At 68.0% G+C, this 13,965-nt stretch carries 11 protein-coding genes; all 11 read right to left on the bottom strand.

Going from position 1 to position 13,965, the window contains the following annotated elements:
• Window positions 1–8: 8 nt before the first annotated feature.
• Window positions 9–2,396 (bottom strand): xanthine dehydrogenase family protein molybdopterin-binding subunit, encoded by a 2,388-nt coding sequence (locus EP26_RS18180; protein ID WP_043340662.1) that lies wholly within the window; start codon window positions 2,394–2,396, stop codon window positions 9–11.
• 102 nt (window positions 2,397–2,498) lie between these two features.
• Window positions 2,499–3,002, bottom strand: coding sequence for a (2Fe-2S)-binding protein (locus tag EP26_RS18175; protein ID WP_043340661.1), 504 nt, complete (start codon window positions 3,000–3,002; stop codon window positions 2,499–2,501).
• Window positions 3,003–3,113: 111 nt separating this feature from the next.
• Window positions 3,114–3,422 carry a hypothetical protein gene (locus EP26_RS18170; RefSeq protein WP_052389344.1) on the bottom strand — a complete coding sequence of 103 codons (309 nt, stop codon included), beginning with the start codon at window positions 3,420–3,422 and terminating at the stop codon, window positions 3,114–3,116.
• Between the two features lie 3 nt (window positions 3,423–3,425).
• On the bottom strand, window positions 3,426–4,466 hold the full coding sequence (locus EP26_RS18165) for an ABC transporter ATP-binding protein (protein ID WP_043340659.1): 1,041 nt from the start codon (window positions 4,464–4,466) through the stop codon (window positions 3,426–3,428).
• Complete coding sequence (locus EP26_RS18160) at window positions 4,463–5,461, bottom strand: ABC transporter ATP-binding protein (RefSeq protein ID WP_043340657.1); 999 nt, start codon at window positions 5,459–5,461, stop codon at window positions 4,463–4,465. The genes EP26_RS18165 and EP26_RS18160 overlap by 4 nt, the downstream gene beginning before the upstream one ends.
• 3 nt (window positions 5,462–5,464) lie before the next feature.
• Window positions 5,465–6,385, bottom strand: a complete 921-nt coding sequence (locus EP26_RS18155; protein WP_043340656.1) for an ABC transporter permease — start codon at window positions 6,383–6,385, stop codon at window positions 5,465–5,467.
• Window positions 6,385–7,326 (bottom strand): ABC transporter permease, encoded by a 942-nt coding sequence (locus tag EP26_RS18150; RefSeq protein WP_043340655.1) that lies wholly within the window; start codon window positions 7,324–7,326, stop codon window positions 6,385–6,387. Before EP26_RS18150 ends, EP26_RS18155 begins: the two co-directional genes overlap by 1 nt.
• Before the next feature lie 77 nt (window positions 7,327–7,403).
• On the bottom strand, window positions 7,404–9,005 hold the full coding sequence (locus EP26_RS18145; protein ID WP_043340654.1) for an ABC transporter substrate-binding protein: 1,602 nt from the start codon (window positions 9,003–9,005) through the stop codon (window positions 7,404–7,406).
• Window positions 9,006–9,169: 164 nt separating this feature from the next.
• Complete coding sequence (locus EP26_RS18140) at window positions 9,170–10,750, bottom strand: ABC transporter substrate-binding protein (protein WP_043340652.1); 1,581 nt, start codon at window positions 10,748–10,750, stop codon at window positions 9,170–9,172.
• Window positions 10,751–10,812: 62 nt separating this feature from the next.
• Entirely contained in the window at window positions 10,813–12,384 is a 1,572-nt protein-coding gene (locus EP26_RS18135) for an ABC transporter substrate-binding protein (protein WP_043340649.1), read from the bottom strand.
• Window positions 12,385–12,387: 3 nt separating this feature from the next.
• A complete protein-coding gene (locus tag EP26_RS18130) occupies window positions 12,388–13,965 on the bottom strand; it encodes an ABC transporter substrate-binding protein (protein ID WP_043340648.1) in 1,578 nt (525 codons plus the stop codon).

Below are 13,965 nucleotides of genomic sequence, written 5' to 3'. Positions count from 1 at the left end.
TCCCCTGATCATTCCGCGGCCATGGCTGGCCGGCTTGCGTTGATGATGCCCCAGATCTTCGCCGCCGTCGCCGGCATCTCGATATGCCGGACGCCGTATTCCTTCAGCGCATCGACGACGGCGTTGATCACCGCCGGCGGCGAGCCAATAGCACCCACCTCGCCGCAGCCCTTCACCCCGAGCGGGTTGTGGGTGCAGAGGGTAGTGTGCGTTGCGACGCTCACCATCGGCAGGTCGTTCGCCCGCGGCATCTGGTAGTCCATGAAGCTCGCCGAGACGAGCTGCCCCTCGCTGTCATAGACGCAGGATTCGAGCAGCGCCTGGCCGATGCCCTGCGCCACGCCGCCCTGCACCTGCCCCTCGACGATCATCGGGTTGATGACGCGCCCGACATCGTCGACGGCGGTGAAGTTGACCACGGTGGTGATTCCCGTCTCCGGCTCGATCTCCACCTCGCAGATATGGCAGCCGCCGGGATAGGTGAAGTTTCTCGGGTCGTAGAAGGCGGTCTCGTCGAGGCCGGGCTCCAGCTCCTCGATCGGGTAGTTGTGCGGCACATAGGCGGTGAGCGCGATCTCGGCCCAGGACTTGGTCTTGTCCGTGCCGGCGACCCGGAAGGTGCCGCGGTCGAACTCCACATCCTCGACCGAGGCTTCCATCAGATGCGCCGCGATCCGCTTCGCCTTGGCGACGATCTTGTCCATCGCCTTCACCATGGCCGAACCACCGACCGCGAGGCTGCGGCTGCCATAGGTGCCCATACCGAAGGGAATCTTGGCGGTGTCGCCATGCACCACATCGACCTGTGCCAGCGGCACGCCGAGCCGGTCGGTGACGAGCTGGGCGAAGGTCGTCTCATGGCCCTGGCCGTGGCTGTGGGTGCCCGTCAGCACGGTGACGCTGCCCGTCGGATGCACCCGGATCGTGCCGACCTCATACAGCCCCGCCCTGGCCCCGAGCGAGCCCACCACCGCCGAGGGCGCGATGCCGCAGGCCTCGACATAAGTCGAGATGCCGATGCCGCGCAGCCTGCCGCGCGCCTTGGCCTCCGCCCGCCTGGCCTCGAAGCCGGCCCAGCCGGCCGCCTCCAGCGCCTGGTCCAGCGTGGCCTGGTAGTCGCCGCTGTCATATTGCAGCGCGACCGGCGTCTGGTAGGGGAAGGCATCGGCGGGGATGAAATTGCGCCGGCGGATCTCGACCCGGTCCATGCCCGTCTCGGCCGCCGCCACATCGACGAGGCGTTCCAGCAGGAAGGTTGCCTCCGGCCGCCCGGCGCCGCGATAGGCATCGACGGGGACGGTGTTGGTGAAGACCGCCTTCACCTCTGCATAGACGGTCGGGGTGGCATACACGCCCGACAGCAGCGTCGCGTAGAGATAGGTCGGAACACTCGTTGCGAAAGTCGAGAGATAGGCGCCCATATTGGCGAGCGTCTGGACGTGCAGGGCGAGGAATTTGCCGTCGGCATCCATCGCCAGCCGCGCCTTGGTTACATGGTCCCGCCCATGCGCGTCGGTGATGAAGCTCTCGGTGCGCTCGGCCGTCCACTTCACCGGCCGCTTCACGCGGCCTGCGGCCCAGGTGACGATCGCCTCCTCGGCATAGTGGAAGATTTTGGAGCCGAAGCCGCCGCCCACATCCGGCGCCACCACCCGCAGCTTGTGCTCCGGCAGGTGAAGGACAAAGGCGCCCATCAGCAGCCGGATCACATGCGGATTTTGGCTGGTGGTGTAGAGTGTGTAGTCCTCTGTCGTCGGGTCGTAGTCGCCGATGGCCGCGCGGGGCTCCATCGCGTTCGGCACCAGCCGGTTGTTCACCAGCTCGAACTCGATCACCTTGGCTGCCTTGGCGAAGGCTGCCTCGTTCACGGTGCGGTCGCCGATATGCCAGTCGTAGCAGACATTGCCGGCGACATCGTCATGCACCAGCGATGCGCCCGGGGCGAGCGCCGCTTCCAGGGTGGCGACGGCCGGCAGGACCTCATACTCGACCTGGATGGCCTCGGCGGCGTCCTTGGCCTGGGCCCGGGTCTCGGCAATCACCGCCGCGACGGCATCGCCGACGAAACGCACCTTGCCGACGGCCAGCACCGGGTGCATCGGCTCCGCCATCGGCGTGCCGTCCTTGTTGTGGATCTGCCAACCACAGGGAATGCCCCCGAGGTCGGGCATGTCGGCCCCGGTGAAGATGGCAACCACACCCGGCATGGCCGCGGCTGCCGCGGTGTCGATGGAGGTGATGCGCGCATGGGCATGCGGGCTGCGGAGGATGGCCGCATAGGTCTGGCCGGGGCGGTTGATGTCATCGGTGTATTGGCCACGGCCTGAGAGGAAGCGCAGGTCCTCCTTGCGCTTGACGCTGGCGCCGATGCCTTCGAACGGGGTCACGACATTCATTGCAACGCCTCCCTGGGTGCTGCGCGCCCCGCCTTTGCGGCAGGGTTCTTTCTCTTATGCGGTCAGGCGCGCGGACAATGCCGCGCGCCCTGGGGCGGCCGGTTACTCGGCCGCCGGAGCCAGGGATTGGGCCCGGCCGTGCATGACCTCCTGTGCCGCGGCGATCGCCTTGACGATGTTGTGGTACCCTGTGCAACGGCAGAGATTGCCCTCGAGCCCCTCGCGTATCTCCTTCTCGGACATCCCGTCGGGGTGCTTCTGCACCAGGTCGATGGCCGACATCACCATCCCCGGCGTGCAGAAGCCGCATTGCAGGGCATGGTATTCGCGGAAGGCTTCCTGCATCGGGTGCAGCGTGCCGTCCGGCTTGGCGAGCCCCTCGATGGTGGTCACCTGGCTGCCATTGGCCTGCAGGGCCAGGATGGTGCAGGCCTTCACGCTCTCGCCATCCACATGGACGACGCAGGCGCCGCACTGGCTGGTGTCGCAGCCCACATGCGTGCCGGTCAGGCGCAGTTTTTCCCGCAGCAGCTCCACCAGGAGCGTGCGGCCCTCGACATCGACCGTGCTGGTCTTGCCGTTCACGGTCAGCGTTACTTGCGGCATGCCGCGCCTCCCCCGTTCCAATGGAAATACGACGCCCCCGCGCAACGAGGGGCATCCGTGGGTGGAAAGGTCGCCTCGCACCCGTCTTCCGTCAAGGACCAGAGCGGGGGATCAGCCGCGTCCGGCTGTCTCGGGTGCCGGAATCAGGCGTTTCCGCCCTCGCGTGGCCAGCACCAGCCCCCCGAGCAGCAGCGTGCCGACCGGCCACAGCACCCAAAGCGTGCCGATGGCCATCGCCCCGAACAGCCCGGCCCCCATCGCCACCTCTGGGTCCGGCCCTGCCAGATAAGGCGTGACGGCCGCGCAGGTGCTGAGGCTGCCAACCAGCATCAGCAGCTGGAAGACCCAGAAGCACCACTTCACCACACGGCCGAAGCGGCTGCGCCGCTCCCGCACCTCCAGCAGGACCGGCTCTGCCATGGGTCAGACGGCGAGCAGCGCCTGCCCCTTGGACACCGCCAGCGGGTTCCGGTCCGCCGAAAGGTCGTGCAAGTGGCAGGCCGCAAGGTGCCCCGCCTCCAGCGCGGTCGGCACCGGGCGCAGCGGCGGCTCCTCGACCCGGCAGCGGTCGAAGGCATAGGGGCAGCGGGTGTGGAAGCGGCAGCCCGTGGGCGGGTTGATCGGGCTCGGCACGTCGCCCTTGAGGATGACCCGCTCACGCGCCTTGCCCGGCATCGGCACCGGCACGGCGGAGAGCAGCGCCTCCGTATAGGGGTGCTTCGGCGCAGCAAAGAGGCTGCGCTTCGGCGCCACCTCGGCGATCTTGCCAAGATACATCACCGCCACCCGATGCGTCATGTGCTCGACGATCGCCAGGTCATGGCTGATGAAGAGCAGGGCGAGGCCGAGCCGCTCCTGCAGCTCCTGCAGCAGATTGACGATCTGCGCCTTCACCGAGACATCGAGCGCCGACACGGCCTCGTCGCAGATGATGAGGTCCGGCTCGGCCGCGAGCGCCCGGGCGATGCCGATTCGCTGCCGCTGCCCGCCGCTGAACTCGTGCGGCCAGCGGTTCACCGCGTCGCGCGGCAGCCGCACCGTGTCCATCAGCTTGCCGACCTTCTCCTCCAGCTCGGCGCCGTTCCGCGCCAGGCCGAAATTATGGATCGGCTCGGCCAGGATATCGCGCACCCGCATGCGCGGGTTGAGCGAGGAGAAGGGGTCCTGGAAGACCACCTGCATGCGGCGCCGCAGCGGCCGCAGCGCGCTGGCCGACATGTCGTCGATCCGCTTGCCGTCCAGCACCACCTGCCCGGCGGTGACAGGGAAGAGCTTGAGGATCGCCTTGCCGACGGTCGACTTGCCACAGCCGCTCTCGCCGACCAGGGAGAGCGTCTCGCCCTTGTTGATATGGAAGGAGATGCCGTCCACCGCATAGACATGGCCGGTGACGCCGCCGAAAAAGCCGCCCTTGATGGGGAAATGCTTCTTCAGGTCCTGGACATCGAGCAGCGGGGAGCTCATGCGGCAATCGCCCCTTCCTTGAGAGCGTAGTGGCAGGCGGCGACGTGGCGCGGCGCCTTCTCCTCGAGCGCCGGCGCGACCTTGACGCAGAGGTCCGTCGCATGCGGGCAGCGCGAGGCAAAGACGCAGCCGGGGATCTTCTGCTTGAGGCTCGGCACCAGGCCGGGGATCTCGGCAAGCCGCGTCTCCGTACCCGTCAGCGAGGAGCCGAGCTTCGGCATCGAGCCGAGCAGCCCCTGGGTATAGGGGTGGCGCGGGGTGTTGAAGAGCTCCACGACCGGCGCTTCCTCGACCTTCTTGCCGGCATACATGACCACCACCCGCTCCGCGACCTCGGCGACCACGCCGAGGTCATGGGTGATGAGCACGATGGCGGCGCCGACGGTGTTCTTCAGCCCGCGCATCAGCTCGAGGATCTGCGCCTGGATGGTGACGTCGAGCGCCGTGGTCGGCTCGTCGGCGATCAGCAGCTTCGGGTTGCAAGCCAGCGCAATGGCGATCATCACCCGCTGCCGCATGCCGCCCGAGAGCTGGTGCGGATATTCGCGCACGCGCCGCCCCGGCTCCGGGATGCCGACCAGCTTCAGCATCTCGACCGCCTTGGCCTCGGCGTCACGCGCCGAGAGGCCCTGGTGCAGGCGCAGCGTCTCGCCGATCTGCCGGCCGATATTCAGCACCGGGTTCAGCGAGGTCATTGGCTCCTGGAAGATCATGCTGATCTCGTTGCCGCGGATGGCGCGCATCTCGGGCTCGGAGAGCTTCAGCAGGTCCTTGCCCTGGAAGCGGATGGAACCGGCGATCTTGCCCGGCGGCTCCGGGATGAGGCGGAGGATCGACATCGAGGTGACGGACTTGCCGCACCCCGATTCGCCGACGATCGCCACCGTCTCCCCAGCATTGACATGGAAGCTGACGCCGTCCACCGCGCGGTTAATGCCATCCGGCGTGCGGAAATGCGTCTGCAGGTTCTCGACGACGAGAAGCGGCTCGGCCATGGCTCAGACCCTCTTTGCCATGCGCGGATCGAGCGCGTCGCGCAGACCGTCGCCGAGCAGGTTGATCGCGAGCACCGTGATCGACAGGAACACCGCGGGGAAGAAGACGATATAGGGCTTCACCTGCCAGAGGGCCCGGCCCTCGGCCATGATATTGCCCCAGGAGGGGATGATCGGCGGCGTACCCGCGCCGATGAAGGAGAGGATCGCCTCCGTGATCATCGCCGCGCCGCAGACATAGGTCGCCTGCACGGTGATGGGCGCGAGCGTATTGGGCAGGATGTGGCGCAGGATGATGCGCGGCGTCCGGCTGCCGGCGGCGACGGCGGCATCCACATAGGGCTGCTCGCGCAGCGAGAGCACCACGCCGCGCACCAGGCGGGAGACGCGCGGAATCTCGGCGATGGTGATGGCGAGGATGACGTTCTGCACGCTGCCCCGGGTGAGGGCCATCAGCGCGATGGCGAGCAGGATGGAGGGGATCGACATCATCCCGTCCATAATCCGCATGATGATGCTGTCGGCCCAGCGCACATAGCCGGAGACGAGGCCGATCGTCAGCCCGATCACCGAGGCGAAGAAGGCAACCGAGAAGCCGACGATCAGCGAGATCCGCGCGCCGTAGAGCACGCGGGAGTAGACGTCGCGGCCCAGCATGTCGGTGCCGAACCAGTACATGGCGGAGGGCTCGCGCGTGCGCCGCGCCGGTGCCAGGGCGGTCGGGTCGACCGTCCAGAGCAGGGGCGCGAAGACGGCAATGCCGACCATCAGCAACAGCAGGAAGCCGCCGATGGCCATGGTCGGGTTGCGCCGGATGAAGCCGATGAGGCCCCGCTTCGGCTTCACCGGCGGCAGGACGTCGCCCATCGGCGGAGCCGCGGCGACCTCCTGCGGCGGGGCGGAGGAGAGGACGGCGGAGGACATCAGTAACGGATCCTCGGATCGAAGAGGGTGTAGGCCAGGTCGATCAGCAGGTTGACCAGCACATAGACGAAGCTGAACAGCAGCACGACGCCCTGGATCACCGGATAGTCGCGGCGCAGGATGGCATCCACCGTCAGCCGGCCGAGGCCCGGGATGGCGAAGACGCTCTCCGTCACCACCGCGCCGCCGATCAGCAGGGCGATGCCGATGCCGATGACGGTGACGATCGGCACGGCGGCGTTCTTCAAGGCGTGCAGGAAGAGGATGTTGCGCTGCCCGGCGCCCTTGGCCCGCGCCGTGCGGATGTAGTCCTGCTGCAGCACCTCGAGCATGGTCGCCCGGGTGATGCGGGCGATCAGCGCGATGTAGACCCCGCCCAGCGCGATGGCCGGTAGGATCAGGTTCTCGAGCCAGGGGAAGAAGCCCTCGCGGAAGGCGGTGTAGCCCTGCACCGGCAGCCAGTCGAGCTCGAGCGCGAAGATATAGGCCAACACGTAGCCGACGACGAAGACGGGGACGGAGAAGCCGAGCACGGCGAAGCCCATCACCGCGCGGTCGATCCAGCTGCCCTGCTTCCAGGCGGCGATGACGCCCATCGGCACGGCGATGGAGACGGCGAGGCAGAGGGTGAGGACCATCAGCGAGACCGTGGGCTCGATCCGCTGCTGGATCATCGTCGTCACCGGCAGGTTGGTGAAGATGGAGACGCCCATGTCGCCGTTGAGGATGTTCCACACCCACTCCCCGAACCGGATCAGGAAGGGCCGGTCGAGGCCGAGGGAGGCGCGGATGCGCTCCACATCCTGCGGCGTCGCCTGGTCGCCGGCGATGACGGCAGCCGGGTCGCCGGGCGCTATGTAGAGCAGGCTGAAGACGAAGAGCGCAACGATGGCCATCACCGGAATGGTGGCCAGGACGCGCCGGACTGCATAGGCGAACATGGCGCCTCCTTACGCTTGGGGGAGTTTCGCGCAACCGGTTTGCGGCTGCGCGAAGCTTCCGATCTTATCCATCACAGTCAAGACTTCGAGACGCCCCAGAAGAAGGGCAGCGGCCCTTTCGCAATCCCCGAGACATTGGCACGCCAGGCCTGGTAGCCGAGGAAGAAGCCGGTCGGCGCATAGACGACGTTGTCGAGCGCCGCCTTGTTCAGCCGGTTGATGACGGCCTTTTCCGCCGCGAGGTCGGGCGCCTCGAACCAGTTGGCCACCTCGGTCTCGACAGCCGGGATGTTCGGCCAGCCAAACCAGGCGCCGTCGCCGCTGGCGCGGATGGCGTTGTAGACGGCGGGGTTGATGCAGTCCGCGCCGGCATGCCAGCTGTGGAACATGCTCCAGCCGCCCTGCCCCACCGGGTTCTTCATGGCGCGGCGCTGGCCCGTGGTGCCCCAGTCGGTCGCCACGAAATCGACATTGAAGCCGATCCGCTTCAGCAGGTCGGCGGTGACGTCGCCTTGCGCCTTGGTGATCGGCTGGTCCTGCGCGACGACGCAGGTGACAGGCGAGCCATTGTAGCCGCTCTCCACCAGCAGCCGCTTCGCCGCGTCGAGGTTGCGCGGCCCCTTCAGGATCTCGCCGCCCTCCTCGGAGTAGAGTGGCGTGCCGGGGGTGAAATAGCCGGGCAGCGGCTTCCACAGCTTGTCGTCGTCGCCGACCAGCGCCCGCATGTAGTCTTCCTGGCTCAGCGCCGTCAGCACAGCGCGCCGCGCCTTCACGTTGTTGAAGGGCGTCGTCGTGTGATTCATGCGGAAGGTGCCGATATTGCCGAGCGGGTCGGCGATATCGACGCGGATGTTGCGGTTGCGGCGGAGCTGCGGCACCAGGTCGGTGATCGGGTTCTCCCACCAGTCCACCTCGCCGTTCTGCAAGGCAGCGGCGGCCGTCGCCGGGTCCGGCATCACCAGCCATTCAATGCGGTCGATGCCCATCCGCTTCCCGCCGGCGAGCCAGGAGCTCGGCTCGTCACGCGGCACGTAGTCGGCGAATTTCTCGAAGACGGCCCGGGCGCCAGGGTTCCATTCATCACGCTTGAAGCGCATCGGCCCGCTGCCGATGAACTCGCTGACCTGCTGGAAGGGGTCGGTCTTCGCCAGCCGCTCCGGCATCATGAAGCACATCGGCGTGCTGTTCTTGCCGAGCGCCATCAGCAGCTTCGGATAGGGCTTCTTCAGCACCCAGCGGAAATTCCGGTCATCGACGGCGACCAGCTCGTTCTGAAGGGCCTTGACCATCAGCCCCATCGGGTCGCGGGCCGACCAGCGGGTGAGGCTCGCCACCACGTCCTTGGCGAGGACCGGGGTGCCGTCATGGAACTTGAGGCCGGGGCGCAGACGGAACTCCCAGGTCAGCCCATCGGCCGAGACCTGCTCGGCCTCCACCATCTGCCGCTTCGGCGTCAGCGTCCCGTCGAAGCCGTAGAGCGTGTCCCAGACCATGGCCGCAGCGTTGCGGACCACATACTGGGTGCCCCAGATCGGGTCGAAATTGGCAAGGTTCGCCTGCGGCACGAAGCGCAGCGTCCGCGCCGCCGCTCCCTGCGACAGCGCCGGGCCTGCAAGGCCGGCAGAGGCGCCCACCAGGCCGGCGGCGGCCGTCCCCTTCAGGAAACTCCTGCGATCCATCTCTTTATCGTCCCCCAGCTCCCAGCCGTGCGGTCCGTTCCCGCCCGGTTATCCATCAGCCTGCCTCAGCCTTGGGCATTGCGCCAGCGTACTTACGCGGCGGCAAGGGCCTCGGCTGCGGTCCGGCCAGAACCGCAGCCTGCTTGCTTGCACGGTCCGTGCCACTAGCCCCGCCGGACGTTCCAGAAGAGCGGCGGCCCACCGGTGACGATATTGGTCAGGCTCCGCCGGAAGGCCTGGGGCGGCCGCAGCAGGCCGAGCGGGATGAAGGGCGCCTCCTCCCAGACCAGGGCCTGCAATTCCTCGGTGATCTTGCGCTCCGCACCCTGATCCGGCGCATCGAACCAGGCCTCGCGCAGCGCCTCCCGCCGCGGGCTGGTGGACCAGCCGATCCAGCCCTGGGCGCCATTGCCGCGGATCGGCTGGTGGCTACCGGGTACGGAGACGTCCAACCCCTCCCAGGTGGTGCAGAAGATGTTCCAGCCGCCCTGGGCCGGTGCCTCGCGCTTGGCCCGGCGCTGCACCAGCGTGCCCCAATCCATGCTTTGAAGGTCGACCTTCATTCCCGCCCGCCGCAGCGTATCCGCCGCCACCTCGGACAGGGCGTTGATGGTCGGGAAGTCTGTCGGCGAGAGGATGACGACCGGCTCGCCCTTGTAGCCGGCCGCGGCCAGGGCCCGCTTCGCCGCTTCCGGGTCGCGCGGCCCGGCCACCGCCTCCATCCCCACGCCGTTGGCGAGCGGCGTGCCCGGGGTGAAGGCCCCCGCCGGCACCTGCCACAGCGCATTGTCCTCACCGAGCGCTGCCTGCATGAAGGCGGTCTGCTCGACCGCCGGCAGCAGCGCCCGCCGGACTTCAGGCTTGTCGAAGGGCGGGTGCAAGTGGTTGAAGCGGATCATCGCCAGCGCGCCGGCGGTGTTCACCACCTCGATGGCAATGTCGCGGTTGCCGCGCAGCACCGGCAGCAGGTCGGCCAGCGGCGTCTCCCACCAGTCCACCTCGTTGTTCTGCAAGGCGGCGGCGGCAGTCGCCGGGTCCGGCATCACATGCCACTCGACCCGATCGAAATACGCCACCTTGCCGCCGGCGAGGAAGTCCGCCGGCTCATCCCGCGCCACATATCCAGGGAAGCGCTCATAAGCGGCCATGCTGCCCGGCACCCATTGCGAGCGGCGGAAGCGGAAAGGCCCGCTGCCCACATAGTCGGTGATCTGGGTGAAGGGGTCGGTCTGCGCGATCCGCTCCGGCATGATGGCGCAGATATTGGCCGAGGGCTTGCCGAGTGCCCAGGCCAGCCCCGGCCAGGGCTTCTTCAACACGATCTCGAAGCTGTCGTCGGCCTTCACCCGCATCTCTTCGAGCAGCGCGGCGAGGCGCTGGCCCAGCACGTCCCGCTTCGACCAGCGAGCGATGGAGGCAATGCAATCGCGTGCCAGCACCGGAGCCCCGTCATGGAAGCGAAGGTCGGGCCGCAGGGTGATGGCATGAACCAGCCCATCGGCCGAGACCTCGTGCCCCGCCGCCATCTGCGGCTTCGGCTGGAAGTCGCGCCCCAGCCCGAAGAGCGTGTCATAGACCATCAGCCCGTGGTTCCGGGCCAGCGTCGTCGTCGTCCAGACCGGGTCGATATTGGCGAGGTTGCCCTGTGGCACGAAGCGAAGGGTGCGGGCATTGCTCTGGGCCAGCGCCAGGCGCGGCGCGGCCAGAGCGAGGCCCGTGCCCTGCAACAGGGTGCGACGATGCATGCGGCGTTTCTCCCGGAGCGCTGCGCTGTCCTTGCCTCACCCCCAGGGCCGGCGCAACGGGGTTACGCCTTGGACATGTTCCAGAAGACCGTCGCCGGCGTCTTGAAGGCCCCGGTCACGTTCCGCCGCCAGGCGGAGGGCTGCCAGTAGAAGCCGAGCGGGATATAGGCCATCACCTCCATGGCCCGGCGGTTCAGCGCCTCGGCCACGCGCCGCCCCTCGGCCGGGTCCGGAGCATCGACCCAGGCCTGGCGCAGCCGCTCGATCTCGGCATCCTCGGGCCAGCCGAACCAGGCCTGCGGCCCGTTGGCGCGCAGGAAGAGGTGATAGACCGGCAAGGTCAGCGACTGCCCGGAGGAAGTCGTGTGGATGATGCTCCACCCCCCCTTGTCCACCGGCTCCTTGCTCGCCCGCCGCTGCACCAACGTACCCCAGTCGGTCGAGACGAGTTCGAGATTCATCCCGAGCCGCCGCAGAATGTCGGCGGTGACGAGGGAGAGCGCGTTGATCTGCGGATAGTCGCCGGGGGCGATCAACACCACCTTCTCGCCCTTGTAGCCCGCCTCGGCCAGCGCCGCCTTGGCTCGCTCGATGCTGCGCGTCTTCAGCACTTCGCTCCCCGCCTCATTGGCCAGCGGCGTGCCGCAGGTGAAGACGCCCTCGCAGGCCTCCCACCCGCCCGGCTCGTTGCCGGCGACGGCGCTGAGGTAGTCGCGCTGGTTCACCGCCATGGCGACCGCGCGGCGGATGGCCGGGTTGTCGAAGGGCGGCTGGAGGCAGTTGAAGCGGCAGATGCCGTAGAAACCGTCCAGCAGCCGCTGCTCCACCACCACCTGACGGTTCCGCTTGAGCAGCGGCAGCAGGTCGTGCAGCGGGTATTCCCAGTAGTCCTGCTCGCCCGTCGTCATGGCGGAGGCCGCCGTCGCCGGGTCGCTGATGACCGTCCATTCCACCCGGTCGAGCCGCGGCACGCGCCCGCCGGCGAGGCCATCCACCGGCTCCGCCCGCGCCTCATAGCCGTCGAACTTGGCCCAGACGGCGCGCTGCCCCGGGTTCCACTCATCGGCGATGAAGCGGAACGGCCCGCTCCCCACCGCCTCCCGCACCTGCTGGAAGGCATCGGTCGAGGCGATCCGCTCCGGCATGATGAAGCAGGGGAATTGCGTCTGCCCCAGCGCCAGGGTCAGCAGCGGCACCGGCTTCCTGAGGCGGAAGCGGAAACGCCTGTCATCCACCACATCCACCGCGGCAACGCTCGGCTGCAGCACCTGCATGAAGGGGTCGCGCCGCGCCCAGCGGTTGATGCTGGCGACGCAGTCCTTCGCCAGCACCCGCTCGCCGTCATGGAATTTGAGCCCGCTCCGCAGGGTGAAGGTGACGGTCAGCCCATCCGGCTCCGTCACCCAGCCTTCGGCCATCTGCGGCTGGATGTCGCCCTTGGCATCCTGCGCCAGCAGCTGGTCGTAGACCAGGAAGGCATGGTTGCGGGTGACGACCGCCGTGGTCCAGACCGGGTCGAGGCTAGTGAGGTTGGCCTGCGGGATCACCCGCAGCACCTTCGCCGCCCCCTGGGCGAGAACCGGCGCGGGAAGTGCCGCCAGCGCGGCCCCTTGCAACAGGCTGCGACGATGCATCGGTCAGCTCCGCTTCAGGTTCCAGAACAGCGCAAAGCCCGGCACGCGGCCGGTCAGGTTGCGCCGGAGCGAGGTCATCGAAAGATAGGCGCCGACCGGAATGTAGGGCACCTCATCGAGCGCCGTCAGCTGAATCTCTCGCGCCAGCTTCCGCTGCGCCTCGAGGTTGGGCGCGTCGAACCAGGCATCCCGCAGCTCCTCCAGCCGCGGGATGGTCGGCCAGCCGAACCAGGCCGCCGCCCCATTGCCCCGCAGCGGGAAATTGCCTGCTGGGTCGGCGAACTCGAAGGAGGAGAAGGCGGTGAGGAAGGTACTCCATCCGCCCTTCTCCACTGGCTCCCGGCTGGCGCGGCGCTGGATGACGCTGCCCCAATCGGTCAGCACGAAGTCGAGGTTCACCTCGAGCTTGCGGAACATGTCCACCGCGACTTGCGTCAGGGCGGCCGGTGCCAGGATGTCGGTCGGGCCTATCAGCCGGATCAGCTGGTTGGCATAACCCGCCTCCTTCAGCAGGGCCTTGGAGCGGTCGATGCTGCGCGGGCCGAGCAGCGCCCCCATCCCCGCATCGTTGGCCAGCGGCGTGCCAGGGGTGAAGACGCCCATGCTGGAGAAGCCCGCCGGGTCCGGCCCGACGATCGCCGTCATGTAGTCCGTCTGGTCCACCGCCGGCAGCAGCGCCTGGCGGATCTTCTTGTCGTTGAAGGGCGGGTGCAGGTGGTTGAAGCGGAGGATCGCCGGGTTCGGCAGGATGTCGATCGGCTCCACCACGATCTGCCGGTTGCGGCGGAAGAGCTGCTGGATCCCGGGCGGCGGCTGCTCGTACCAGTCGATCTCGCCGGCCTGCAGCGCCGCCGCCGCCGTCGCCGCATCGGTGATGATATGCCACTCGATGCGATCGAAATGCGCGACCTTGGGCCCCGCCGTCAGGCTCACCGCGCCGGAGGAGACCGGCTGATAATCCGGGTTGCGCTCATAGGCGACGAAGCTGCCGGAATTGTACTCGCGCGGCAGGAAGCGGAAGGGCCCGCTGCCCACCGTCTCGCGGATCTGCTGGAAGGGGTCGGTGCGGGCGATCCGCTCCGGCATGATGAAGGCCGCCGGGTTCGACGGGTTGGCGAGCGATGCCAGCAGACGCGGGAAAGCGCGCTTCAGCCGAAAGCGCAGCCGCTTGTCGTCGAGCGCGACCAACTCATCAATCAAAGGCTCGATCTTTTGCCCATTGGGATTGCGCTTCATCCAGCGCCGCAGGCTGGCGACGCAATCTGTGGCACGCACCGGCTCGCCATCATGGAAGCGCAGGCCGTCCCGCAAGGTGAGGGTCCAGACGCGCCCCTCATCCTCGACCGTATGGCCGGCGGCCATCTGCGGCTGCGGCTGGAAGCGTGCATCCATGCCGTAGAGCACGTCGTAGACGAGCCAGGCATGGTTCCGCGTTACATTGGCCGTGGTCCAGATCGGGTCGAGGCTGGTGAGGTTGGCCTGGGGAACGAATTTCAACACGCGCGCGGGCTGCGCCAGGGTAGCGGTCGAGAGGGTGGCCGGCAGCGCGGCGGCACCGGCAAGGAGGCTTCGGCGATGCAT

Origin of the sequence: Belnapia moabensis DSM 16746, from assembly GCF_000745835.1 — a bacterium.
In the GTDB taxonomy this organism is placed as follows: domain Bacteria; phylum Pseudomonadota; class Alphaproteobacteria; order Acetobacterales; family Acetobacteraceae; genus Belnapia; species Belnapia moabensis.
Note: the sequence above shows the minus strand (reverse complement) of the source record. Positions and strands in the feature narration are given on the sequence as shown.

What these genes read in the sequence shown, in the direction of transcription:
- EP26_RS18180 (WP_043340662.1), bottom strand. Translation starts at nt 2,396, where the DNA reads ATGAATGTCGTGACCCCGTTCGAAGGCATCGGCGCCAGCGTCAAGCGC.
- EP26_RS18175 (WP_043340661.1), bottom strand. Translation starts at nt 3,002, where the DNA reads ATGCCGCAAGTAACGCTGACCGTGAACGGCAAGACCAGCACGGTCGAT.
- EP26_RS18170 (WP_052389344.1), bottom strand. Translation starts at nt 3,422, where the DNA reads ATGGCAGAGCCGGTCCTGCTGGAGGTGCGGGAGCGGCGCAGCCGCTTC.
- EP26_RS18165 (WP_043340659.1), bottom strand. Translation starts at nt 4,466, where the DNA reads ATGAGCTCCCCGCTGCTCGATGTCCAGGACCTGAAGAAGCATTTCCCC.
- EP26_RS18160 (WP_043340657.1), bottom strand. Translation starts at nt 5,461, where the DNA reads ATGGCCGAGCCGCTTCTCGTCGTCGAGAACCTGCAGACGCATTTCCGC.
- EP26_RS18155 (WP_043340656.1), bottom strand. Translation starts at nt 6,385, where the DNA reads ATGTCCTCCGCCGTCCTCTCCTCCGCCCCGCCGCAGGAGGTCGCCGCG.
- EP26_RS18150 (WP_043340655.1), bottom strand. Translation starts at nt 7,326, where the DNA reads ATGTTCGCCTATGCAGTCCGGCGCGTCCTGGCCACCATTCCGGTGATG.
- EP26_RS18145 (WP_043340654.1), bottom strand. Translation starts at nt 9,005, where the DNA reads ATGGATCGCAGGAGTTTCCTGAAGGGGACGGCCGCCGCCGGCCTGGTG.
- EP26_RS18140 (WP_043340652.1), bottom strand. Translation starts at nt 10,750, where the DNA reads ATGCATCGTCGCACCCTGTTGCAGGGCACGGGCCTCGCTCTGGCCGCG.
- EP26_RS18135 (WP_043340649.1), bottom strand. Translation starts at nt 12,384, where the DNA reads ATGCATCGTCGCAGCCTGTTGCAAGGGGCCGCGCTGGCGGCACTTCCC.
- EP26_RS18130 (WP_043340648.1), bottom strand. Translation starts at nt 13,965, where the DNA reads ATGCATCGCCGAAGCCTCCTTGCCGGTGCCGCCGCGCTGCCGGCCACC.